Source organism: Rubritepida flocculans DSM 14296 (assembly GCF_000425365.1).
Classification (GTDB): Bacteria; Pseudomonadota; Alphaproteobacteria; order Acetobacterales; family Acetobacteraceae; genus Roseococcus; species Roseococcus flocculans.
This window is the reverse complement of the sequence record NZ_AUDH01000001.1, coordinates 84,888-107,611: the sequence shown is the minus strand read 5'-3', so window position 1 is coordinate 107,611 and position 22,724 is coordinate 84,888. Positions and strand designations below refer to the sequence as shown.

The 22,724-nt window shown below is 73.5% G+C and carries 18 protein-coding genes; 8 read left to right on the top strand and 10 right to left on the bottom strand.

Features of this window, described 5'->3' with window-relative positions; all coding sequences use genetic code 11:
• Positions 1–7 precede the first annotated feature (7 nt).
• From H596_RS0100520 to H596_RS19405, 5 genes are read left to right on the top strand one after another with little or no spacing between them, the layout of a single operon-like run.
• Positions 8–556: a TRAP transporter small permease subunit gene (locus tag H596_RS0100520; RefSeq protein ID WP_027283225.1), complete on the top strand. Its 549-nt coding sequence runs from the start codon at positions 8–10 to the stop codon at positions 554–556.
• A 10-nt stretch (positions 557–566) separates the two neighbouring features.
• On the top strand, positions 567–1,976 hold the full coding sequence (locus tag H596_RS0100515; RefSeq protein WP_027283224.1) for a TRAP transporter large permease: 1,410 nt from the start codon (positions 567–569) through the stop codon (positions 1,974–1,976).
• A 47-nt stretch (positions 1,977–2,023) separates the two neighbouring features.
• Complete coding sequence (locus H596_RS0100510; protein WP_027283223.1) at positions 2,024–2,959, top strand: BKACE family enzyme; 936 nt, start codon at positions 2,024–2,026, stop codon at positions 2,957–2,959.
• A 47-nt stretch (positions 2,960–3,006) separates the two neighbouring features.
• On the top strand, positions 3,007–4,458 hold the full coding sequence (locus tag H596_RS22640) for an LCCL domain-containing protein (protein ID WP_051212200.1): 1,452 nt from the start codon (positions 3,007–3,009) through the stop codon (positions 4,456–4,458).
• A gap of 3 nt (positions 4,459–4,461) precedes the next feature.
• Positions 4,462–5,217, top strand: coding sequence for an HpcH/HpaI aldolase family protein (locus H596_RS19405; protein WP_051212199.1), 756 nt, complete (start codon positions 4,462–4,464; stop codon positions 5,215–5,217).
• On the opposite strand, the gene H596_RS0100495 is transcribed toward H596_RS19405, so the two are convergent.
• Positions 5,201–6,562: an ABC1 kinase family protein gene (locus H596_RS0100495; RefSeq protein ID WP_027283222.1), complete on the bottom strand. Its 1,362-nt coding sequence runs from the start codon at positions 6,560–6,562 to the stop codon at positions 5,201–5,203. The two genes, H596_RS19405 and H596_RS0100495, sit on opposite strands and share 17 nt — an antisense overlap.
• 31 nt (positions 6,563–6,593) lie before the next feature.
• Positions 6,594–8,408 carry a M3 family oligoendopeptidase gene (locus H596_RS0100490; protein WP_027283221.1) on the bottom strand — a complete coding sequence of 605 codons (1,815 nt, stop codon included), beginning with the start codon at positions 8,406–8,408 and terminating at the stop codon, positions 6,594–6,596.
• Between the two features lie 67 nt (positions 8,409–8,475).
• Between H596_RS0100490 and H596_RS0100480 the strand changes: the two genes are divergently transcribed.
• Positions 8,476–10,197, top strand: a complete 1,722-nt coding sequence (locus H596_RS0100480; protein ID WP_027283220.1) for an AMP-dependent synthetase/ligase — start codon at positions 8,476–8,478, stop codon at positions 10,195–10,197.
• A 9-nt stretch (positions 10,198–10,206) separates the two neighbouring features.
• Here H596_RS0100480 and H596_RS0100475 read toward each other — a convergent pair whose 3' ends face one another.
• Positions 10,207–11,094, bottom strand: coding sequence for a metallophosphoesterase (locus tag H596_RS0100475; protein ID WP_027283219.1), 888 nt, complete (start codon positions 11,092–11,094; stop codon positions 10,207–10,209).
• A 58-nt stretch (positions 11,095–11,152) separates the two neighbouring features.
• Between H596_RS0100475 and H596_RS0100470 the strand changes: the two genes are divergently transcribed.
• Positions 11,153–12,352, top strand: coding sequence for an FAD-binding domain-containing protein (locus H596_RS0100470; protein WP_027283218.1), 1,200 nt, complete (start codon positions 11,153–11,155; stop codon positions 12,350–12,352).
• Between the two features lie 9 nt (positions 12,353–12,361).
• Here H596_RS0100470 and H596_RS0100465 read toward each other — a convergent pair whose 3' ends face one another.
• Entirely contained in the window at positions 12,362–13,327 is a 966-nt protein-coding gene (locus H596_RS0100465) for a Tim44 domain-containing protein (protein WP_027283217.1), read from the bottom strand.
• 123 nt (positions 13,328–13,450) lie between these two features.
• Between H596_RS0100465 and H596_RS0100460 the strand changes: the two genes are divergently transcribed.
• A complete protein-coding gene (locus tag H596_RS0100460) occupies positions 13,451–13,873 on the top strand; it encodes a cupin domain-containing protein (protein WP_037299448.1) in 423 nt (140 codons plus the stop codon).
• A 119-nt stretch (positions 13,874–13,992) separates the two neighbouring features.
• Here the strand turns inward: H596_RS0100460 and H596_RS0100455 are convergent, their stop codons facing one another.
• Genes H596_RS0100455 through H596_RS0100430 form a run of 6 tightly spaced genes read right to left on the bottom strand, consistent with a single transcriptional unit; the run spans position 13,993 to position 22,698 of the window.
• Positions 13,993–15,573 carry a hydantoinase B/oxoprolinase family protein gene (locus tag H596_RS0100455; protein ID WP_027283215.1) on the bottom strand — a complete coding sequence of 527 codons (1,581 nt, stop codon included), beginning with the start codon at positions 15,571–15,573 and terminating at the stop codon, positions 13,993–13,995.
• Positions 15,570–17,567 carry a hydantoinase/oxoprolinase family protein gene (locus tag H596_RS0100450; RefSeq protein WP_027283214.1) on the bottom strand — a complete coding sequence of 666 codons (1,998 nt, stop codon included), beginning with the start codon at positions 17,565–17,567 and terminating at the stop codon, positions 15,570–15,572. Before H596_RS0100450 ends, H596_RS0100455 begins: the two co-directional genes overlap by 4 nt.
• On the bottom strand, positions 17,564–19,210 hold the full coding sequence (locus H596_RS0100445) for a dipeptide ABC transporter ATP-binding protein (RefSeq protein WP_027283213.1): 1,647 nt from the start codon (positions 19,208–19,210) through the stop codon (positions 17,564–17,566). Before H596_RS0100445 ends, H596_RS0100450 begins: the two co-directional genes overlap by 4 nt.
• Positions 19,207–20,055 (bottom strand): ABC transporter permease, encoded by an 849-nt coding sequence (locus H596_RS24305; RefSeq protein ID WP_027283212.1) that lies wholly within the window; start codon positions 20,053–20,055, stop codon positions 19,207–19,209. The genes H596_RS0100445 and H596_RS24305 overlap by 4 nt, the downstream gene beginning before the upstream one ends.
• Entirely contained in the window at positions 20,052–21,101 is a 1,050-nt protein-coding gene (locus H596_RS0100435) for an ABC transporter permease (RefSeq protein WP_245583918.1), read from the bottom strand. Before H596_RS0100435 ends, H596_RS24305 begins: the two co-directional genes overlap by 4 nt.
• Positions 21,094–22,698: an ABC transporter substrate-binding protein gene (locus H596_RS0100430; RefSeq protein ID WP_037299605.1), complete on the bottom strand. Its 1,605-nt coding sequence runs from the start codon at positions 22,696–22,698 to the stop codon at positions 21,094–21,096. Before H596_RS0100430 ends, H596_RS0100435 begins: the two co-directional genes overlap by 8 nt.
• Positions 22,699–22,724: the final 26 nt, after the last annotated feature.

Sequence of the window (22,724 nt, the reverse complement as noted above, 5' to 3'; positions counted from 1 at the left end):
GGTGGCGATGGGGCTTCTGCTGGGCTTCAGCCGGGGCGTGGACTGGCTCAACGAGCGCTTCGGCCGGCTGGCCGACTGGTGCATCCTGCTCGCCTGCGCGATCAGCGCGGCGAACGCCTCGCTGCGCTACGGGTTCAACTTCTCCAGCAACGCCTGGCTCGAGGTGCAGTGGTATCTCTTCGCCGCCGTGGTGATGCTGGGCGCGAGCCACACCCTGTTCCGCAACGAGCATGTGCGGGTGGACATCCTCTACGGCCTGCTCGGCGAGCGCGGGCGGCTGTGGATGGACGTGTTCGGCTTCATCGCCTTCCTGCTGCCCGGCATGGCGCTGCTCGCCTGGATGACCTGGCCCTTCTTCTGGGAGAGCTTCCTGCGCGACGAGGGCTCGCCCGCGCCAGGGGGGCTGCTGCGCTGGCCGGTGAAGCTGCTGCTGCCGGTGGGCTTCTCGCTGATCGTGCTGCAGGGGCTGTCGGAGCTGATCAAGCGCATCGCCCTGCTGCGCGGCCTGGCGCTGCCGCCCGGGCGCGTCTTCACCTACCAGCGGCCCGAGCAGTGAGGACGCGCCGATGAGCATGGAGATCATGCCGCCCCTGATGTTCGGCGGCGTCGTGCTGTTCCTGCTGCTGGGCTTTCCGGTGGCCTTCTCGCTCTGCGCCGTGGGGCTGTTCTTCGGCTTCCTGTTCATCGAGCTGGGCTTCTTCACGCCGGCCTACCTCTACAACCTGCCGCTGCGCATCTTCGGCATCCTCTCCAACGACCTGCTGCTCGCCATCCCCTTCTTCACGCTGATGGGCGCGATCCTGGAGCGCTGCGGCCTGGCGGAGGATCTGCTGGAGGGCACGGGCCAGCTCTTCGGCAAGATCCCGGGCGGTCTCGCCTATGCCGTCATCATCGTCGGCGCGGTGCTGGGCGCGGTGACGGGCACGGTCGCCGCCTCGGTCATCGCCATGGGCATGATCAGCCTGCCCATCATGATGAAGTACGGCTACGACATGCGCATCGCCACGGGCGTGATCGCGGCCTCGGGCACCATCACGCAGCTCATCCCGCCCGCGCTGGTGCTGATCGTGCTGGGCGACCAGCTCGGCGTGCCGGTGGGGGACATGTATGCGGGGGCCATCGGCCCCTCCATCCTGCAGGTGCTGCTCTTCCTCGCCTTCATCATGCTGGTGGCGATCGTCGCGCCGCAGCGCGTGCCGCCGCTGCCGCCCGAGGCGCTGATGCGGCGCGACTGGCGCCTCTACTGGCGGGTGATCCGCGGCATCGTGCCCTCGCTGGCGCTGATGTTCCTGGTGCTCGGCACCATCTTCCTCGGCCTCGCCACGCCGACCGAGGCGGGGGCGATGGGCGCGGCCGGCGCGGTGCTGCTGGCGGCGATGAACGGGCGCTTCACCTGGCCCCTGCTGCGCGAGGCGATGGGCAACACCGCGCGCATCACCGCCATGGTGATCTACATCCTGATCGGCGCCACCGTCTTCTCGCTCGTGTTCCAGGGCGTGGAGGGGTCGCATTGGGTGGAGGGGCTGCTGACGCAGCTTCCGGGCGGGCAGACGGGCTTCCTGGTCTTCGTCAACGTCTTCGTCTTCCTGCTGGCCTTCTTCCTCGACTTCTTCGAGATCGCCTTCATCGTGGTGCCGCTGCTCGCCCCCGTGGCGGCGAAGCTCGACATCAATCTCGTCTGGTTCGGCGTGCTGCTCTGCATCAACCTGCAGACCAGCTTCATGCATCCGCCCTTCGGCTTCGCGCTGTTCTACCTGCGCTCCATCGCCCCGCCCGCGGTGCTGACGAAGGACATCTACCTCGGCGCCATCCCCTGGCTCGGGCTGCAGCTCCTGCTCGTCGCCATCGTGATCTTCTGGCCCGAGAGCGTGACCTATTTCATCGCGCCCGGCAGCGGGGTGGACCCCGCGACCGTCACCATCGAGCTGCCCCCGCCGCCGCAGATGGACGACGACGCCGTGCCGGTCTTCCGCTGAGGGGCGCGGCGCGGCACTCTCCCCGCAGAGGAGAGGGAGGACGCGCCATGCCCGCCAGCAACAAGGTCATCATCACCTGCGCCGTGACGGGGGCGATCCACACGCCCTCGATGTCGCCGCACCTGCCCATCACGCCGGCCGAGATCGCCCAGCAGTCCATCGCCGCGGCCGAGGCGGGGGCGGCCATCATCCACCTGCACGCGCGCGATCCCAACGACGGCCGCCCCACGCCGGACCCGGCCGTGTTCATGCAGTTCCTGCCGGTCATCAAGCAGTCCACCGACGCGGTGCTGAACATCACCACCGGCGGCGGCCTCGGCATGACGCTGGACGAGCGCCTCGCCGCGCCGCTGCGGGCGAGCCCCGAGATGTGCAGCCTCAACATGGGCTCGATGAACTTCAACATCGCGCCCAGCGCCGCGCGGGTGAAGCAGTGGAAGCACGAGTGGGAGAGGCCCTATCTCGAGGGCACCACCAACTACATCTTCCGCAACACCTTCCAGGACATCGAGCAGGTGGTGGAGCGGCTGGGCAAGGGCCACGGCACGCGCTTCGAGTTCGAGTGCTACGACGTGGGGCACCTCTACAACCTCGCGCACATGCTCGACCGCAAGGTGGTGGAGCCGCCGCTCTTCGTGCAGACCATCTTCGGCATCCTGGGCGGCATCGGCGCGGAGCCGCGCAACCTCCACTTCATGCGCGAGACGGCCGACCGCCTGTTCGGCGACGCCTATGTGTGGAGCGTGCTCGCCGCCGGCCGCCACCAGATGCCCTTCTGCACCATGGCCGGCATCCTCGGCGGCAATGTGCGCGTGGGGCTCGAGGACAGCCTCTGGATCGGCCCCGGCCGCCAGGCCACGAGCAACGCCGAGCAGGTGGCGAAGATCCGCCGCATCCTGGAGGAGCTGGGCCGCGAGATCGCCACGCCGGCCGAGGCGCGGGAGATGCTGAAGCTCAAGGGCGGGGACAGGGTGAGCTTCTGATCCCCCGGGACTCGCGCCCGCGCCGCAGCTCGGCCAAGCTGGGGGCGATGCGCGCCCCGCCGCCCCTTTCCTCCCTCCGCGCCGCGGGCCGCTGGCTCGCGGGCGTTCTGCTCGCGCTGGCCGGCGCCGTCTCGGTGGCGGCGGCGCAGCCCGCGACGGGGCTCCTGCCGGCCTGCCCGCGCGACGCGCTGGGCTTCATCGGCCGGGCCGAGCCCGTCACCTGCCTCTGCACCGATGGCGGGGCGCGCAGCGTCTGGGGCAGCCACCCCTATACGGCCGACAGCGACATCTGCCGCGCCGCGCGCCATGCGGGGCTGATCACCGAGCGCGGCGGCCCCGTCACGCTGCGCATGGGCGGGGCGGAGCCGCGCTTCGAGGGCAGCCGGCGCAACGGCGTCACCACCACCGAATACGGGCCCTTCCGCGCGAGCTTCCGCTTCGAGGGCGTCAGCGACGCGCCGCCCGCCGCCGCAGCCGCCGCGCCGGCCGCCCCGCCGCCCGTGCCGCCCTGCCCGGACACCATGCTCGCCCAGGCGCCCGACGCCCCGCCGCTGCGCTGCCGCTGCACGCCCGAGGCCACGCAGCGCGCCGCGACCATATGGGGCACCGACGCCTACACCTCCGACAGCGCCCTCTGCCGCGCCGCCCTGCACGCGGGGGCGGTGCGCCGGGCGGGCGGGGAGGTGCTGGTGCGCCTGCTCCCTGGCCTGCCGCGCTATCTGGGCACCACGCAGAACGGCGTCGCCTCGCAGAATTTCGGCCCCTGGCGCGCCAGCTTCCGCTTCGATCTGCCCGAGGCGCCGGGCCCGCGCCTCTGCCCCGACAACATGACCGCCTTCTCCGGCACGGAGGAGCGCCTGGACTGCGTCTGCACCGGCGAGGCGGTGCTGCGCAACGCCACCGTCTGGGGCAGCGGCCCCTACACGGCCGACAGCGCCACCTGCCGCGCGGCGCGCCATGCCGGGGTGGTCCCCGTCACCGGCGGGGCGGTGACGGTGCGGATGACGCCGGGCGCCAGCCGCTGGGCGGCCAGCACGCGCCACGGCGTGGAGACCCGCGCCTGGACCCAGCCCTACCCCTCCGGCTTCCGTTTCGAGGGGCCGCAGAACACCGAGCCGGGCCCGCCCGTGCAGCCGCCCATCGCCGACAGCCTGCGCCGCCTGGGGCGCGTCACGCTCTATGTGAACTTCCGCATCGGCTCCGCCGAGCTCGATCCGCCCGCGCTGGCGCTGCTCGCGCAGCTTCGCGCCGCGCTGGAGGCCGAGCCGGGGATGCGCCTCTCCCTGACCGGCCACACCGACAGCCAGGGCAGCCCCGCCATCAACGATCCGCTCAGCCGCCGCCGCGCCGAGGCGGTGCGGGACTGGCTGACGGCCAACGGCATCGCCGCCGAGCGCCTCGCGGCCGCGGGGCGCGGCGCGAACGAGCCCATCGCCGACAACGACACGGCCGCGGGGCGCGCGCTGAACCGCCGCGTGGAGGCGGAGAGGACCGACTGACCCATGACCAACCGCATGAAGGCGAAGATGGCGCGCGGCGAGGCGGCGCTGGGCTGTTCGCTCATGTTCCCCTCGCCGCAGCTCGTCGAGATGCTGGGCCATGCCGGCTTCGACTGGGTGCTGCTGGACACGGAGCACGGCTCGCTCTCGCCCGCCGATGTCGAGGTGATGGCGATGGCGGCCGATGCGGTCGGGATCACCGCCATCGCGCGGCCGCGCAGCAATGCGGCGGCCGACATCCAGGCGATGATGGACCGCGGCGTGGCGGGCGTGCAGGTGCCGCATGTGAACACGGCCGAGGAGGCGCGGCGCGCCGTCTCCGCCGTGAAGTTCGGCCCCGGGGCGGCGCGCGGCCTCGCCGCCGGCACGCGGCCGGACCGCTGGGGGCTGGGCGCGCGCATGGCCGACTTCGCTGCGCAGGCCAATGCGCATTCGCTCGTCTGCGTGCAGATCGAGCATGAGGAGGCGGTGGCGAACATCGAGGAGATCCTCGCCGTCGAGGGGGTGGACGTGTTCTTCATCGGCCCCTCCGATCTCTCGCAATCCATGGGCTTCCCGGGCGAGCCGAAGGCGCCGCCCGTGGCCGCGGCGATCGCCGGCACGCTCGCGCGCATCCGCGCCGCGGGGCGCACGCCCGGCATGCCCGCGACGGCGGAGAACCTGCCCGAGGTGATCGCCTCGGGCTGCCGCTACATCTACACGCATCTGCCGCGCCTGATCGGCGCGGGGGTGAGGGGTTTTCTCAGCCCGGCGCGGTGAGGGGGGCGGGCACGCGCGCCTCGGCCAGCGCGGCGGCCTGGCGCGCGGCCAGCTCCTCCTCCTGGAAGCCCTCGATCAGCTCCTGGAACATGCGGTGCCAGTTCAGCTCCGCCTTCAGGCGGAAGAACACGCTGCCGAGGCCGATGGCCGCGCGGTCCATCAGCGGGAATTCGCGCGGGATGCGCACGCCGCCCGTCTTCTTCAGCCCCGCATGCACGGCCTGCGCCACCTGCCGGCCATAGGTCGGGTCGTCGGATTGCTGGATGAGGCGCACGCGGTCCGTCAGCAGCGGCTCGTAGAGGAAATCGGCCCACTGCTTCAGCACCAGCATCGTCTCGCGCGAGAGGTTGCGGAAGCCCCAGATCTCGAAGGCGTGATGCGCCTTCTCGTCGTCGCCGTCGCGCACCGCCTCGTAGAGCGTGATCACGCCGGCGATGAACCGGGCGGGGAAGATCCGCACCACGCCGAAGTCGAGCAGATTGATCCCGCCATCGGCCCGCACCTGGTAGTTGCCGAGATGCGGATCCCCATGGATCACGCCGTAGCGATAGACCGGCTTGTACCAGGCGGCGAAGAGCGCCCGGGCATAGGCGTTGCGCTCCTCGAGCGGCGGGTTCTCGTCGAGGCGCTTGAGGATGGAGCCGCCATCGAGCCAGGTCATGGTCAGCAGGCGGGTGGTGGTCAGCGCGTCGATCGGCGCGGGCACATGCACCGCCGGCTCGTCCGCCAGCATCAGGCGGTAGAGGCGCTGGTGCGCCGCCTCGCGCGTGTAGTCGAGCTCCTCGCGCAGCCTCTCCGCGATCTCGGCGTAGGCGTCCTCGTTGTCCAGCGCGCTGTCCATGCGCTGGTAGAGCTGCAGGCCGAGCTTGAGCTGCTTGAGATCGGCCTCCACCACGCTCGGCATGTCGGGGTATTGCAGCTTGCAGGCCACCTCCGTGCCGTCGGTGAGGGTGGCGCGGTGCACCTGGCCGAGCGAGGCGGCCGCCGCCGCCTCCTGCCCGAAGCGGGAGAAATGCTTCTGCCAGTCCGGCCCCAGCTCGCTGCTCATGCGCCGGCGCACGAAGGCCCAGCCCATGGGCGGGGCGTTGGACTGCAGCGTCGCGAGCTCCTTCGCGTATTCCGCCGGCAGCGCGTCGGGGATGGTGGCGAGGAACTGCGCCACCTTCATCATCGGCCCCTTGAGCCCGCCGAGGATGGCCTTGAGATCCTCCGCGTGGCGGTCCTTGTTGGTCTTGATGCCGAGGTAGCGTTCGCCCGCCACGCGCGCGGCGATGCCCGTGACGGCGCCGGAGGTGCGGACCATGCGCCGCACCTCGCCGAACAGGGTGCTGCCCTTCTCCGCCATCAGCGGCGCACCGGCGCGAGGGGGGCGCGCATCACGCCGCCTCCAGCTCGTCGATGAAGCCCGCGATGACCTCGAGGCCGCGGTTCCAGAACTCGGGCTTCGAGGCGTCGAGGCCGAAGGGGGCGAGCAGCTCCTTGTGGCGCAGCGTGCCGCCGGCGCGCAGCATCTCCAGGTACTTCCGCTCGAAATCCGGCACGGCGCCGTCGCGGTACACGCCGTAGAGCGCGTTCACCAGGCAATCCCCGAAGGCGTAGGCATAGACGTAGAAGGGCGAGTGCACGAAGTGCGGGATGTAGGCCCAATACACGGCGTAGTCGGGCGTGAAGTCGAAGGCGGGGCCGAGGCTCTCGGTCTGCACCTGCATCCACAGCTCGCCGATGCGCTCGTGGCTGAGCTCGCCCTGGCGGCGCTCCTCGTGCAGCAGCGTCTCGAAGCGGTAGAAGGCGATCTGCCGCACCACCGTGTTCAGCATGTCCTCGACCTTGCCGGCCAGCAGCAGGCGGCGCTTCGCCGGGTCGGCCTCGGCGTCGAGCATGGCGCGGAAGGTGAGCATCTCGCCGAAGACGCTCGCCGTCTCGGCGAGGGTGAGCGGCGTGCCGCTCATCAGGTAGCCCTGGGAGGCGGCGAGGCGCTGGTGCACGCCATGGCCCAGCTCGTGCGCGAGGGTCATCACGTCGCGCGCCTTGCCGTGGTAATTCAGCAGCAGATAGGGGTGCGCCGAGGGCACGGTGGGGTGCGCGAAGGCGCCCGAGGCCTTGCCCGGGCGCAGCGCGGCGTCGATCCAGGGCTTCTCGAAGAAGGGCGCGGCCAGGCGCTCGAGCTCGGGCGAGAAGGCGGCATAGGCGGCGCGCACCCGCGCCACCGCCTCGCTCCAGGGGATCGTCGCGTCCTCGTCGCGCGGCAGCGGGGCGTTGCGGTCCCAGTGCTGCAGCTTCTCGAGGCCCAGCCACTTCGCCTTCATCGCGTAGTAGCGGTGCGACAGGCGCGGATAGGCGGCGCGCACCGCCTCCACCAGCGCGTCCACCACCTCGTCCTCGACCATGTTCGAAAGGTTGCGGGCGGAGCCCGGGCGCGGATGCTTGCGCCAGCGGTCCATCACCTCCTTGTCCTTCACCAGCGTGTTGGTGATGAGGGTGAAGAGGCGGATGCGGCTGCCGAAGGCCTCGGAGACGCCCTTCGCCGCGGCCTCGCGCACCGCGCGGTCGGGATCGGAGAGCTTGTTGAGCGCGGCGCTGACCGAGAGCTCCTCGCCCGAGACGGGCACCGTCATGGTCGCCAGCGTCTCGTCGAACAGCCGGTTCCAGGCGGCGCGGCCCGAGACGTCCTTCTCGTGCAGCAGCCGCTCCATCTCGTCGGAGAGCTGGTGCGGCAGCCACACCCGCAGGTCGCGCAGCCAGGGGCGGTAGCGCGCCAGCGCCGGGCTCGCCTTCAGCTTCGCCTCCAGCGCCGGCTCCTCGATGCGGTTCAGCTCCAGCGTGAAGAAGACGAGGTGCGAGGAGATGGCCGTCACCTTCTCCTGCATGGTGCCGTAGAAGCGGCCGTTCTCGGGATCCTTCGCGTCGCCGGAGAAGCGGAGCTGCGCGAAGCTCATGATGCGGCCGAGGATTTCCTCGATGCGCTCGTATTCCGCGATCGCCCCGGCCAGCGCCTCGCCCGAGAGCCCGGCGAGCCGGCCGGAGAACCGCTCCTGGAACGCCGCGGCATCGGCCTCGGCGCGCGCGAGGTCCGCCGCCAGGGCCGGATCGTCCGGCCCGGCGTAGAGATCGGAGAGATCCCAGGCGGGCAGCCCGCCCCCCCCTGCGGAGGCGTCGAGCGGGGCGAAAAGGGGCGAAGGACGGTCTTGCATGGCTCCCATATATGCGGCGAACACGGGGGGCCAAGCCAGCAGGGCCAGGTCAGGGGGGGATTTCCGGATGCCGGCGCGCGACACGTCCGTCTGGGGCAGCCTGCCCCACATGATGCTCGGCCTCGCCGCCTCGCGGCCGGAGCGCGTGCTGTTCCACCACTGGAAGGAGCAGGGCTGGGCGCGCATCGCCTGGGGCGAGTTCGCGCTGCGCGTGGCCGCCCTCGCCCGCGGCCTGCGCGCGGCCGGCGTGATGCCCGGCGACAGGGTGCTGCTGGTCAGCGAGAACCGGCCGGAGTTCCTGATCGCCGACGTCGCCATCATGGCGATCGGCGCCGTCACCGTGCCGACCTATGTGACGAACACCGTGGCGGACCACGCGCATATCCTGCGCGATTCCGGGGCGCGCGTGGCCATCGTCTCCACCGCCAACCTGGCGCAGACGGTGCAGGCCGCCGCGGCGCGCGTCGCGGGGCTCGAGCTGCTGGCCTGCATGGAGCCCATGCCCCCCGGCATGGCCGCCCGCCCCTTCGCCGAGCTGGAGGCCGTGCCGGGCGATGTCGCGGCGCTGCTGGCGGAGGTGGAGCAGATCCCGCCCGGCCGCCTCGCCTGCCTCATCTACACCTCGGGCACGGGCGGCGCGCCCAAGGGGGTGATGCTGCCGCACCGCGCCATGCTGGCGAACCGCGAAGGGGTGCGCCCGCTGATCGAGCGGCTGGGGGTGGAGGGCGAGCGCTACCTCTCCTTCCTGCCCATGTCGCACAGCTACGAGCACACGGTGGGCGGCTTCCTGCTGCCCTCCTTCGGCATGGAGCTGGTCTTCTCCCGCGGGGCCGACCGGCTGGCGGCCGAGATGGCGGAACACAGGCCCGCCGTCCTCACCGCCGTGCCGCGGCTCTTCGAGGTGCTGCGCGGGCGCATCGCCGCGCAGGTGGAGAAGGATGGCGGGCTGAAGAAGGCGCTGTTCGAGCGGGCCCTCGCTCTCGGCCTGCGCAAGCTCGACGGCCCGCCGCTCGGCCCGATGGAGCGCCTGCAGGACGCGGTGCTGGACCGGCTGGTGCGCGACAAGATCCGCGCCCGCTTCGGCGGCGGGGTGAAGGCGCTGGTCTCCGGCGGCGCGCGGCTCGATCCGGAGCTCTCGGGCTTCTTCCTCGCCCTCGGCCTGCCGGTGATCCAGGGCTACGGGCAGAGCGAGGCGGGGCCGGTGATCAGCGTGAACCTGCCCTGGGACAATGACCGGCGCACGGTAGGCCTGCCGCTGCCCGGCGTGCAGGTCCGCATCGCCGAGGATGGCGAAATCCTGGTGCGCGGCGGGCTGGTGATGGACGGCTACTGGAACAACCCCGAGGCCACCGCCGCCGCGCTGCGCCCCGACGCGGCGGGCGAGACCTGGCTGCACACCGGCGATGTGGGCCGGCTGGACGCGGCGGGCCGCCTCATCATCACCGACCGCAAGCGCGACTTCATCAAGCTGCTGGGCGGCGACATGATCGCCCCCTCCAAGATCGAGGCGCTGCTGGTGGGCGAGCCCGAGATCGCCCAGGCCGTGGCGGCGGGCGAAGGCATGGCCGGGGTGGTGGCGCTGCTCGTCGCCGCCGAGGGCCAGGCCGAGAGCATCGCCGCCGCCGTGGCCCGGGTGAACGCGAAGCTCTCGCCGGTGGAGCGCATCCGCCGCTGGGCCCTGCTGCCCGAGCCCTTCACGGTGGAGAACGGGCTGCTCACGCCGACCATGAAGGTCAAGCGCCGCCAGGTGCTGGAACGCCACCAGGAGACGGTGCAGGGCCTGGCGTAAGGCGCGGCCTCAGCCCAGCTCCACCAGCGTGATCTCCGGCGGCACGCCGAAGCGCACGGGGATGTTGGAGGTGCCGAGCCCACCCGAGACGATGAGATCCCGCCCCGCCTCGCGCACATGGCCATAGGCGTAGCGGTTGCCGTAGCGCGAGGGCACGCGCGGCGACCAGCCCAGCAGCCGCACCTGCCCGCCATGGGTGTGGCCGCAGAGCGTCAGCGTCGCGCGCGCCGGCGCCTCGGCGAAGATGTCGGGCTCATGGGCGAGCAGGATCAGCGGCGCCTCGTCCCGGGCCTGGGCCAGAGTGGCGGGCAGGTCGTCGGCGCCGATGCGCGGCCAGCCGCGCTTGGGCAGGAAGGCGATCTGGCTGTCCAGCCCGGCGATCCAGAAGCCGGCGGGGTGGCGCAGCGCCTCGTTCTGCAGCACGGTGAAGCCCGCGCGCTCCAGCGCGCGCAGCATGGCGGGGCGGCCGGCCTCGCGCGCCATCGCCGCCGCGTCCTCCCACCAGTCATGGTTGCCGGCGATGGCGAAGCGGCCCCAGCGCGCCCGCAGCCCGGCGAGCAGCTCCGCCACCGCCTCGTGCGGATAGGGCCGCGGCACGAGGCGGCTCACCGGCCCGTAATCGCCCAGCAGCACCACCATGTCGGGCGCGAGCGCATTCGTGGCGGCGACGATCTCGGCGATGCGCGAGAGCGTCATCAGCGGCGCGCCGGCGTGCAGATCGGCCAGCGCGGCGATGCGCAGGCGCAGCCCCGCGGGCCAGCCCCGCGGCGCCGGCCGATAGCGGGCGAGATGCAGGGGAAAGACGGGCTCATAGCCGAAGCCCCAGGCGCCGGCGGCCATCGCCGCCAGCCCCGCCCCGGCCAGCCCCGTCCTGACCAGCGCGCGGCGTGTCCACATGCGCGGGCGATAGCATCGCGGGGCTTGGCAGGCGAGGGCGCGGCGCCACCTCGCCGCCATGTCGCCCGAGCTTCCCGCCCCGAGCCGCGCCGCCGGCCTCGCGCGCCTCGCCGCCTTCGCCCCGCGCATGGGCCGCGCCTATGCGGCCGGGCGCAACACCGATCCGGGCCCGGGCCGCCGCGCCGATGTCTCGCGCCTCTCGGCCCATGTGCGCCACCGGCTGCTGCTGGAGGAGGAGCTGGTCGGCGCGGCGCTGGCCCGCCACCGCTTCGCCGAGGCGGAAAAGTTCGTGCAGGAGGTGTTCTGGCGCAGCTACTGGAAGGGCTTCCTGGCGCTGCGCCCCGCCATGTGGGCCGAATACCGCGCCCGCGTGGCCGAGGAGCAGGCGCGGCTCGCCATCCAGGGCGGGCTGCGCGCGGCGGTGGAGCGCGCCATGGCGGGGCGCACCGGCCTCGCCTGCTTCGACGCCTGGGCGCGCGAACTGGTGGAGACGGGCTGGCTGCACAACCACGCGCGCATGTGGTTCGCCAGCATCTGGATCTTCACGCTGCGCCTGCCCTGGCCGCTGGGGGCGGAGTTCTTCCGCCAGCACCTCTGCGACGCCGACGCCGCCTCCAACACCCTCTCCTGGCGCTGGGTGGCGGGCATCCAGACGCCGGGGAAGCACTACCTCGCGCGCGCCGAGAACATCGCGCGCCACACCGAGGGCCGCTTCGACCCGCGCGGCGAGCTGGATGAGGCCGCCGCGCCGCTGGACGAGCCCGGCCCCCCGCCCCCGGGCGCGCTGCCCCCGGCCGACCCGCCGCCCCGGGGCCCGGTGGCGCTGCTGCTGCACGAGGAGGATCTGCACCCGGAGAGCCTGCCGCCGCTGCGGCTCGCGGCGCTCGGCGCGGTGACGCCGCCGGAGGCGCGCGCCCCTCTGGCGCGCGGCTTCACCGAGGCGGCGCTGGCCGATGGGCTGGCCCGGGCCGAGGCGCGCTTCGGCCTGCCGGGCAGGCTGCTCGCGCCCGAGGCCGTGGCGGATTGGGCGGCGGAGAGCGGCGCGCCCGCCCTCGCCCTGCCCGAGCCCGCCATCGGCCCGCTGGCCGACTGGGCCGAGCAGGCGCTGCGCCCCTCCCTGGCGGCGCGCGGCCTCGCGCTGCACCGGCTGCGCCGGCCCTGGGACGCGGCCTGCTGGCCGCTGGCGCGCAAGGGCTTCTTTCCCTTCCGCGAGTCCATCCCCCGGCTGATCGCGGAGCTGTCGCCCCGCGCGCCGTGAGCGGGGCGTTCACCCCACCTGCTGGATGGCGCTGAGCATCCAGGGCCCGCCCTGCACGCGCACGAAGGTCCAGAGCTCGGTGCTCGTGGTGCGGGCGCTGGGGTCGCCCTCCACCACGCGGCCGGTGGCGACCTCGCGCGTCACGTCGATGTGCGAGAAGCGCATGGCGACGGTGGCGTAGTCCCGCGCGCCCTCGTTCCAGGCCTCGGCGAGGTCGCCTTTCTCGAGCACCACGTCGCGCGTCTCGTTCTTCCAGCCGCGGGCGGCCAGCGCCGCGTAGTCGTCGCGGAAATACTGCACCATCTCGGGCGTGGCGAGGCGCTGCAGCGTGGCCAGGTCCTCGCGCGTCCAGGCCTCCTGCACCGAAATCAGCAGGCGCTCGAAGGCCTGGTAGTCGGCGGGGCCGATGCCGATCTCGTCCACCGGCCGGCGGGGCGCGCCGGCCGACATCGGCATGGGGCCCTGCGCCTGGCGCGCCATCATCCCGGCCGGAACGCCCGCCGGCTGCGGCTGGGCGCGGCGGCGCAGCAGCGCCACGACGAGGAAGACGAGCCCCGCGATCAGCGCGATCTGCAGCAGGAAGCCGAGCAGCCCCGCGAGCGAGCCGAGCCCCGAGAAGAAGCCCGAGCCCGCGAGCAGCCCGAAGATGCCCGCGCCCAGCAGCCCGGCCATCAGCCCGCCCATGAAGGGGTTGCGCTGGAAGAATCCGGGGCGCGCGCCCGCGGCGGCCGGGGCGGGGGCCGGGCGCGCGGCGGGGTTGGCCATGCCGGGCTGCGGCGCGGCCGGCTGGGTCATGGTGCGCTCCATCGGGCGCGCGGGCTGCGGCGCCGTCTGGGTCGGCGGCGGGGCCGAGAAGGTGCGCGCGCCGCGGCTGCCGGCCGAGCCGCCGCCCCCCGCCTTGGCATGGGCGAGGGCGGGGGCGAGGGCGAGCGCGAGCGCGGCCAGCACGGTCAGCATTCGGGCAGTGCGGCGCATGGCTGTGGCGTCTCCGGAGGCAATCCTGTTCCGCCGCGAATATAGGAAGCCCCTGCATGAATTGCGAGGCGTTCACGCCCCCGCCAGAATCGCGGCCTGGACGACAATCTCCGGAATGGACCCATGGGCGCGATCCTCAAGCGCGGGGCCGAGCTGCGCGGCTTCCGCATTTCTCCGACCGACAGCAACTACTTCGCCTGCCTGCTCGACCCGATCGAGGACGGGGCGGGCTTCACCCTCGTCGTGGAGGTCTTCGCCCCCGGCGGGGCCACGCCGCCCAACACGCATCGCGCCGCGCAGGAGGCCTTCTTCGTGCTGAAGGGCCAGGGCCGCGCCCGCGCCGGCGAGGAGTGGTGCGAGATCGGCCCCGGCGACACGCTGATGCTGCAGCCGGGCACCGAGCACGTTGTGGAGAACACCGGCCCCGGCAAGCTCTATTGCCTGACGCTGATGGCCCCCGACGAGGATTTCGCCGCCCTGATCCGCGGCGGAACCCCGGTGGAGCTCGACGCCGAGGACCGCGCGGTGCTGGCGGGCGCGCGCTGATACGGCCGGCGGTCAGGCCGCGCTATCGCGCGCAGGCTTGGCGCCACCCGACGCGGCACGCCGCGTTGGGGCTCGGTGTGGGGGCTGCGCGCCAAGACGAGGGCTTCCCACCGCCCGCATCACCCCTCCGCCGGCCCGTAGCCGCCGCCGCCGCTGGTCATGATCCGCACCAGATCGCCCCGGCGCAGCCGCCGGTTCTCCTTGCCGCGCAGCTCCTCCACCGTGCCGTCGGGCCGATGCAGCTCGATGCGGAAGGGCGCGCCCGCCTGCCCGCCGGCCAGCCCCCAGGGCGGCACGAGGCGGCGCTCCACCATGGTGGTCAGCGAGAGCTCCTCGGCGAGCACGCGGTAGTCGCGCACCACCCCCTCGCCGCCGCGCCAGCGCCCCTCTCCGCCCGAGCCGCGGCGCAGCGCCATGCGCTCGATGCGCACCGGGAACTCGGCCTCGATCACCTCGGCCGGGGTGTTGTTGGTGTTGGTCAGGTGCACGCGGGTGGCGGCCGCGCCGTGCCGGCCGCTGCGCGCGCCCTCGCCGCCGCCATGCGGCTCGTAGAGCGTCTTCCACGCCCCGGCCGCATCGCGCCCGCCGAAGATGAGCAGGCCGGAGGTGGTGGGGCCGCCGGCCGAGAGCCGCTCGGGGATGGAAGGCGCGAAGGCGCGGAAGATCGCGTCCACCACCCGCTGCGAGGTCTCGTGGTTGCCGCCCACCAGCGGTTTCTCCGGCGGCGGGTCGAGCAGCGAGCCCGGCGGGATGGCGAGGCGCAGCGGCCGGTAGCAGCCGGCATTGGGCGGAATCTCGGGGCCGGCGATGGCCTTCATCGCGTAATAGACGGCCGCCGCGGCGACGGAGGGGGTGGTGTTGAGCGGCCCCGCCAGCGCCGCATCGGTGCCGGCGAAGTCGAAGAGCGCCTCGCCGCCCTCCAGCGCGATGCGCACATGGATGCGCGCGGGCGCCCCGCCCGGCCCGTCGTCGTCGAGCCAGTCCTCCCCCTCGTGCACCCCCTGGGGCAGCCCGGCCAGCGCCTCGCGCATCGCGGCCTCGGAGCGGTCGTGCAGGGCGGCCATCGCGGCCTCGACCGTGGCGGCGCCGTGCTCGGCGCAGAGCGCGGCGAAGCGCGCCTCGGCCGCGCGGGTGGCCGCCACCTGCGCCAGCATGTCGCCCTCGCGCTCCTCGGGGCCGCGGGTGTTGGCGAGCACCAGCGCGATCTTCTCGCGATCCGGCCCCTCGGCGGAGAAGAGGCGCAGAGGCGGGATGCGCAGCCCCTCCTGCAGCGCCTCCCTGGCCTCCGCGACATAGGAGCCCGGCCAGGCCCCGCCGATATCGGCCCAATGGGCGAGGCTGACGGCGAAGGCGAGGAGCCGCCCCTCGGCGAAGAGCGGGCGGATGGCCTTCACGTCCGGCAGATGGTTGCCGCCGAGCTCAGGCAGGTTGGTGAACCACACATCGCCCGGCCGCAGCCGCTCCGCCGGCACGCGCGCGAGGAAGGCGCCCACCGTGAAGGCCATCACGCCGAGATGCACGGGAATGTCCCGCCCCTGGGCCACCAGCCCGCCCGCGGCGTCGGTGAGGGCGGAGGAGAGATCCCCCGCCTCGCGCAGCAGGGGCGAGCGGGCGGCGCGCATCACCACATGGCTCATCTCCTCGGCGATGCCGGAGAGCGCGTGGCGCAGCACCTCGAGGCGGAAGGGATCGAGGCTCATGCGCCCGGCTCCAGCCGCAGATGGCCGTGCGCCTCGGGCGTCGCCGCCCAGCCTTCCGGCACCAGGATGGTGGACCACTCGTCCTCGATGACGGCGGGGCCCGCGATGCGGTGCGGCGGCGCCAGGGCGGCGCGCGCATAGCGCGGGGTGGGGGTGGGCGGGCCGGGGGCGAACCAGCAGGGGTCCACGGCGAAGGGCTCGGGAGGGCCGAGGGCCTCGGCGGGGGGCGGCGGAGGCGGCGTGCGCGGCAGGCGTGCGGTGACGCGCAGCCCCAGCACCTCCCAGGCCTCGCCGAGGGCGAAGCCGAAGACGGCCAGGTGGCGCGCGCGCAGGGCCGCGGCCAGGGCCGCGCCATCGCAGCGCCCCGGCGGCAGCGGAGTCTCCAGCGGCTGGGACTGGCCGCGGTAGCGCATCAGCGCCACCTCCTCGATGCGCGGGCCCGCGGGGCCGGCGGGCAGGGCGGCGGCGGCCTCCGCGGCCAGCGCCGCGCGCGCGGCGGCGAAGGCCTCCGCATCGAAGCCGGCGGCGTCGAGGCGCAGGGTGCGCTGGCGCAGCGCGCTCGTCTCCGCCGCCACGCAGCCCAGCGCGGAGAAGGCGGAAGAGGCGGCGGGCACGATCACCCGCGCGAGCCCATAGGCGCGCGCCAGCCCGGCGGCGTGCATCGGCCCCATCCCGCCATAGGCCAGCAGCGCCGCGCCGCGCCCGTCCACCCCGCGCTCCACCGTGATGCGGTTGAGCGCGCGCGCCATGGTCGCGTCCGCCACGCGCAGCACGCCCAGCGCCGTCTCCACCACGCCCAGGCCGAGCCGGGCCGCCAGGGGCGCGAGGGCGGCGCGCGCCGCCTCCGGGTCCAGCGCGATCCTGCCGCCGAGCCGCCGCCGCGGGTTGAGATAGCCGAGCGCCGCATGCGCGTCGCAGACCGTGGGCTCGCGCCCGCCGCGGCCATAGCAGGCCGGGCCCGGGTCCGCCCCGGCGCTCTGCGGGCCGATGGAGAGCCCGGCCGGGCCGAGCCGCACCAGCGAGCCGCCGCCCGCGCCGATGGACTCGATCGCCACCATGGGCTGGCGCAGCGGGTGGTCGGCGAGGCGCGCATCGGCCGTCACCTCGGGCCGCCCCTCCAGCACCAGCGCCACATCGGTGGTGGTGCCGCCCATGTCGAAGGTCAGCAGGGCGGGCTCGCCCAGGCTGCGCGCCACGGCCGCCGCCGCCGCCACCCCGGCCGCGGGCCCCGACAGCGCCATGGCCAGCGGGCGCGCCGCCGCCTCCTCGGGCCGCGCTAGGCCGCCGGCCGAGTGCATGACCGACAGCCGCACGGCGGGCGGCAGCCCGGCGCGCAGCTCGGCCAGGTAGTCGGCGGCGAGCGGCATCACCGCGGCGCTGAGCACCGTGGTCAGGGTGCGCTCGTATTCCCGCGCCTCCGGGTTGATGCGGTGCGACAGGGCGAGATGCCGCGCCCGCCCCGCGAGCCGCGCCGCCACCGCCTGTTCGTGCGCCGGGTTCGCATAGGCATGCAGCAGGCAGACGGCGATGGCCTCCGCCCCCGTGGCCAGCGCCGCCTCCGCCGCCGCCTCGGCCGCCCCCTCGGGCAGGGGGGCGAGCTCCGTCCCGTCATGCGCGAGGCGGCCGGGCAGGGCGAAGCGCCGTTCGCGCGGCACGGGCGCGGGCGGCTTGGGCGGGACGGCGAGGCGGTAGAGATCGCGGCGGGACTGCCGGCCGATCTCCACGATGTCCTCGAAGCCCGCCGTGGCGATGAGCGCGACGGGCGCGAGCCGGCCCTCCACCAGCGCGTTGGTGATGCGGGTGGTGCCGTGCGCCAGCTCCTCCACCTCCTCCGGGGCGAGGCCGACGGCGGCGAGGGCGGCCATGATGCCCGCCACCGGGTCGTCGGCCCGGGTGGGGGTCTTGGCGGTGCGCGGCGCCTCCTCGGGGTGCAGGGCGATCACGTCGGTGAAGGTGCCGCCCATGTCCATGCCCACGCGCCAGCGGCCGCTCACGCCGTCGCCTCCCGCCGCTCGGGCGCGAAATGCGGGATCGCGTCCAGCAGCTCGCGCGCATAGGCGCTCCTCGGCGCGGCGAAGAGCGCGTCGGAGGGGCCCTCCTCCTCGATGCGGCCCAGCCGCAGCACGATGGTGCGCTCGCACATCATCCGCACGACGTTGAGGTCGTGGCTCACGAAGAGATAGGCCATCCCGTCCTGCCGCCGCAGATCGTCGAGCAGCTTCAGCACCACCGCCTGCACCGAGACGTCGAGCGCGGCGGTCGGCTCGTCCAGCACCAGCAGCCGCGGGCGGGTGGCGATGGCGCGCGCGATGCCGACGCGCGCCTTCTGCCCGCCCGAGAGCTGGTGCGGGAAACGCGCGAGCAGATCGAGCGGCAGGCCGCAGCGCCGGGCCGCGGCCTCGACGCGGGCGCGCAGCGCGGGCCCCTCGCCCATCCCCTCCAGCCGCCGCAGCGGATGGGCGATGGCCTGGAAGGCGGTGAAGCGCGGATTGAGGCTGTCGTTCGGATCCTGGAAGACGATCTGGATGTCGCGCCGCTGCGGGGCGCGGTGGAAGCGCGATGCGGGGATGGCGCCGATGTCCTCGCCGTCGAAGAGGATGCGCCCCGCGCTCGCGTCCAGCAGCCGGCAGATCATGCGCGAGAGGGTGGTCTTGCCCGAGCCGCTCTCGCCCACCAGGCCGAGACTCTCCCCCGGCGCGAGGCGGAAGGAGACGTCGTCCACCGCCAGCACGCGGCCGAAGCTGCGGCGCAGCCCCTGCACCTCCAGCAGCGGCCCCTGGCCGCGCCGCGGCGCGGGCGGCGGCGCGGCCGGGGCGGGGGCCTCGCCCACCAGATCGGCCACGGTGGAATGGCGCGTGGGCGAGGCGGCGACGAGGCGGCGCGTGTAGGGGTGGCGCGGGGCGCGGAAGAGCGCGGCCGTGGGCCCCTCCTCCACCACGCGCCCCTGCTCCATCACCGCGACGCGGCGGCAATACTGCGCGGCGAGGCCGAGATCGTGGGTGATGAGCATCATCGCCATGCCGCGTTCGGCGATGAGGCCGGAGAGCAGGTCCATCACCGTCTTCTGCGTGGTCACGTCGAGGCCGGTGGTGGGCTCGTCGGCGATCAGCAGCCGCGGCGCGCAGGCGATGGCCATGGCGATCATCACGCGCTGGCACATGCCGCCCGAAAGCTCGTGCGGGTAGGCGTCGAGACGGGCCGCCGCGTCGCGGATGCGCACCGCCTCCAGCAGCTCCAGCGCGCGCTCCCGCGCCGCGCGCCGCGTCAGGCCGGTGTGCGCGCGCAGCGCGTCGCCGATCTGCTCGCCCACGCGGCGGATCGGGTTCAGCGCCGCGCGCGGGTTCTGGAACACCATGGAGATGGCGGCGCCGCGCAGCTCGCGCAGCTCGTGGCGGCCGGCGCGGGTGATGTCGCGCCCGGCGAAGAGGATGCGCCCCTCGGCGATGCGCCCCGCCCGGTCGAGCAGATGGGTGATGGCGTAGGCGGTGACGGATTTGCCCGAGCCGCTCTCGCCCACCACGCCGAGCGTCTCGCCCGCCGCGAGGTGGAGCGAGACGCCGCGCACCGCATGCACCTCGCCGCCCCGCGTGGCGAAGCGCACGTGCAGGTTCTCGACGGAGAGAAGGGGCTCGCTCACGTGCGCATGCGCGGGTCGAGGATGTCGCGCAGCCCGTCGCCCAGCAGGTTGAAGCACAGCACCGAAAGCATGAGCGCGAGGCCGGGGAAGGCGACCAGCCACCAGTGGCCGGCGGTGATGAAGCGCGCGCCCTCGGCCACCATGATGCCCCATTCCGGCGTGGGCGGCGTGATGCCGAGACCGATGAAGGAAAGCCCCGCCGCGTTCAGGATGGCCCAGCCGAGGTTCAGCGAAATCTGCACCGCCATGGCGGGCAGCACATTGGGCAGCAGGAAGCGCAGCACGAGGGAGAGATGCGGCTCGCCCGAGGCGCGCGCCGCCTCCACCCAGCCGAGGTTGCGCCGCACGTTCACCTCGGCCCGGGCGAAGCGGATGTAGAAGGGCAGGTTGATGAAGGCGGTGGCGATGACGATGTTCTGCACATGGTTGCCCAGCGCCGCGACCAGCGCCATGGCCAGCACGAAGAGCGGGAAGGCCATCAGCACATCCACCACCCGGCCCACCACGCGGTCCGTCATGCCGCCGAGATAGCCGCAGACCGCGCCGATCACGGCGCCCAGCAGGAAGGAGAGCGAGACGGCGGCGAAGGCGATGGCGAGGTCTATGCGCGCGGCGTGGATCAGCCGGCTCAGGATGTCGCGGCCGAGCTGGTCGGTGCCGGCCCAGTGCGCGGCCGAGGGCGGGCGCAGCGCGTTCGCCACGTTGGAGGCGACGGGATCGTGCGGCGCCAGCCAGTCCGCGAAGACCGCGACGAAAAGCAGCGCCAGCGCCCCCGCCGCCGCCAGCGCGGTGACCGGGTTGCCGCGCAGCACATAGCCGGCATGGCGCAGCGTGGAGGCGCTCATGCCACCGAGGCGCGCGGGTCGGCCACGCCGTAGAGCAGGTCCACCAGCAGGTTCACCGCCACGAAGATCGCCGCCATCAGCAGCACGAAGCCCTGCACCGGCGCGTAGTCCGAGGCGAGCAGCGCATCGAGCGCGTAGGAGGCGACGCCGGGCCAGGAGAACACCTTCTCCACCAGCACATTGGCGCCCAGCATGGTGGAGAAGACGATGCCCGAGATGGTCAGCACCGGAATCAGCGCATTGCGCAGCGCATAGACCAGCACCACCCGCCGCCCCGAAAGGCCCAGGCTGCGCGCGGTGCGGATGAACTCGCTGCCCAGCACGGCGAGCATGGAGGCGCGCGTCATCCGCGCCAGCGGTGCGAGGACGAAGAGCGCCATGGTCGAGGCGGGCAGCACGATCTGCGCCGCCGCCGCGCGCCAGCCCTCCCAGTCGCGCACCAGGGCGAAATCCACCAGCAGGAAGCCCGTGATGCCCGGCGGCGTCGCGGCGAAGACATCGAGCCGCCCGGTGGGGTCCGGCGCCCAGGCCAGCAGATAATAGAACACATAGACGAGCAGCAGGCCGGAGACGAAGGTGGGCACGCAGACGCCCAGCGTGCAGAGGAAGCGCACCAGATGATCCACCGGCGAGCCCGGCCGCAGCGCGGCGAGCACGCCGAGCGGCAGCGCGAGCCCGAGCGCGAGGAGCAGCGCGGCGAAGGTGAGCTCCAGCGAGGCCGGAAGCCGCTCGAGCAGATCGGTGCGCACGGGCTGGCCCGTGGTCATGGACATGCCGAGCTCGCCGCGCGCCACGTCCCACAGGTAGCGTAGGAGCTGCTCCGGCAGCGGGCGGTCCAGCCCCATCTGCTGGCGCACCATCTCGATCTCGGCCTGGCCGCCCGCCGCGCCGGCGGCGAAGAACACCGCCGGGTCTCCGGGCAGCACGCGCATCAGGATGAAGGTGAAGACCAGCACCCCGAACAGCGCGGGCAGGGCGGAGAGCAGCCGGATGCCCACCCGCCGCGCCGCGCGGCGCAGCGGGCCCTGCGCGCGCGCCTCAGACACGCCGCAGGTCGCGGAAATCGGCCTGGCGGTAGAACTGGTAGGTGTAGCCGTCCATGTTCTGCGCCATCACCGCCTCGTGCAGCGGCTGCCACATCAGCAGCAGCGGAACCTGCTCGTTGAGGATCTCGATCATGCGCTTCGCCTGGCGCTCATAGGCGGCCGGGTCGGTCTCGAACTGCGCCTGCTCCACCAGCGCGTTCATCTCGGCGTTGTCGAAGCTCGCGAAGTTCCAGCGCTGCGGCCGGGTGAAGTAGAGCCGGAAGAAGTAGTAGGTGGCGGGCAGCCAGGCCGTGCCGCCCTCGGTGTAGAAGGGCAGGGTGCGCTCGGCCTGGGCGGTGTTGAACTGCGCGTCCGGCAGCTTGCGGATTTCCACCTGGATGCCGATGCGGCCCAGCGCCTCGCGCACCAGCGCCGCCATGGGCTCGGCCCAGGGCGAGATGCCCACGCCGATGGTGAAGGTGGTGCTGAAGCCGTTGGGGTGGCCCGACTGGCGCAGCAGCTCCCGCGCGCCATCGAGATCCTGGCGCAGCGGCATGGGCTGCGGGAAATCCGAACTGGGCGGGCTGCCCGACCAGCCGGCGCCGAACAGCGCGCGCCCGCGGCCGAACAGCGCGGCCTGGAACAGATCCTGGTAGGGCAGGGCGGCGGCGATGGCCTGGCGCACGCGCAGGTCGTCGAAGGGCGCCATGCGGTTGTTCATCGAGATGTGCGTGAAGCCGTTGGTCTGCGGGATGGAGACCACCTTCACGCGGCCGCGCTGCGAGAGCGCCTGCACGTCGCTGGGGCTGAGGTCTATGCAGAGATCGGCGTCGCCGCGCTCGACGAGGCTCGCGCGGGTGGCGGGCTCGGGCACGGTCTGGATGATGATGCGCCGGAACTGCGGCAGCGGCCCGCCCTTCCAGGCATCGTTCCGGCGCAGCACGGTCTGCTGGCCCGGGCGGTGGGTCTCGACGATGTAGGCGCCGCCGGCGGCCGCATTGTCGCGCATCCAGTTCAGCGCCCAGGGGTCGTCGGCCGTGGCGTGGCGCTTCGCGAGCGTGCTGTTCACCATGATGGCGTAGGGCACGCAGGTGTTGGAAAGCGCCAGGCGGTCGGGCTTGTCGAGCAGCATCTCCACCGCCCGCGGCCCGAGGATGCGGAACTGCTCGGGCCGCGTGATGGAGCCGAGCTGCATCTGCGGCGGGGCGAGGGAACGGGCCGAGACGGTGCGGTCGAGCGACCACTTCACGTCCTCGGCGGTCACGGGCGTGCCGTCGTGCCAGGTCGCGCCCTCGCGCAGCACGAAGGTGAAGCGCAGCCCGTCGGGGCTGCGCTCGATGCGCTCGGCCAGCTCGCCGCGGATGCTGTTGTGGTCGAAGACCCAGTTGCCCTCGAACTGCCGGCGGCCGAAGGCGGCCAGCCGGTCATAGACGTTCATGCTGAGGCCGAAGGACTCGCGCGTCGCGCCCGGCACGGTGGGGTCGAGCGTGTTGATCACATTGCCCGTGACGTAGCGCAGCGTCTCGGCGCGGGTCTGCGCCCCCGCCTCCCGCGACGCCGCCAGCAGCGCGGCGGCCGAGCCGCCCGCCGCGAGAAGACCCCTGCGATTCACTTCCATGGTCGCCACCTCCGGTTGGTCCGCGG

What these genes read in the sequence shown, in the direction of transcription:
- H596_RS0100430 (WP_037299605.1), bottom strand. Translation starts at nt 22,698, where the DNA reads ATGGAAGTGAATCGCAGGGGTCTTCTCGCGGCGGGCGGCTCGGCCGCC.
- H596_RS19405 (WP_051212199.1), top strand. Translation starts at nt 4,462, where the DNA reads ATGACCAACCGCATGAAGGCGAAGATGGCGCGCGGCGAGGCGGCGCTG.
- H596_RS0100520 (WP_027283225.1), top strand. Translation starts at nt 8, where the DNA reads ATGGGGCTTCTGCTGGGCTTCAGCCGGGGCGTGGACTGGCTCAACGAG.
- H596_RS0100460 (WP_037299448.1), top strand. Translation starts at nt 13,451, where the DNA reads ATGGGCGCGATCCTCAAGCGCGGGGCCGAGCTGCGCGGCTTCCGCATT.
- H596_RS24305 (WP_027283212.1), bottom strand. Translation starts at nt 20,055, where the DNA reads ATGAGCGCCTCCACGCTGCGCCATGCCGGCTATGTGCTGCGCGGCAAC.
- H596_RS22640 (WP_051212200.1), top strand. Translation starts at nt 3,007, where the DNA reads ATGCGCGCCCCGCCGCCCCTTTCCTCCCTCCGCGCCGCGGGCCGCTGG.
- H596_RS0100480 (WP_027283220.1), top strand. Translation starts at nt 8,476, where the DNA reads ATGCCGGCGCGCGACACGTCCGTCTGGGGCAGCCTGCCCCACATGATG.
- H596_RS0100455 (WP_027283215.1), bottom strand. Translation starts at nt 15,573, where the DNA reads ATGAGCCTCGATCCCTTCCGCCTCGAGGTGCTGCGCCACGCGCTCTCC.
- H596_RS0100470 (WP_027283218.1), top strand. Translation starts at nt 11,153, where the DNA reads ATGTCGCCCGAGCTTCCCGCCCCGAGCCGCGCCGCCGGCCTCGCGCGC.
- H596_RS0100495 (WP_027283222.1), bottom strand. Translation starts at nt 6,562, where the DNA reads ATGGCGGAGAAGGGCAGCACCCTGTTCGGCGAGGTGCGGCGCATGGTC.
- H596_RS0100510 (WP_027283223.1), top strand. Translation starts at nt 2,024, where the DNA reads ATGCCCGCCAGCAACAAGGTCATCATCACCTGCGCCGTGACGGGGGCG.
- H596_RS0100490 (WP_027283221.1), bottom strand. Translation starts at nt 8,408, where the DNA reads ATGCAAGACCGTCCTTCGCCCCTTTTCGCCCCGCTCGACGCCTCCGCA.
- H596_RS0100475 (WP_027283219.1), bottom strand. Translation starts at nt 11,094, where the DNA reads ATGTGGACACGCCGCGCGCTGGTCAGGACGGGGCTGGCCGGGGCGGGG.
- H596_RS0100515 (WP_027283224.1), top strand. Translation starts at nt 567, where the DNA reads ATGAGCATGGAGATCATGCCGCCCCTGATGTTCGGCGGCGTCGTGCTG.
- H596_RS0100465 (WP_027283217.1), bottom strand. Translation starts at nt 13,327, where the DNA reads ATGCGCCGCACTGCCCGAATGCTGACCGTGCTGGCCGCGCTCGCGCTC.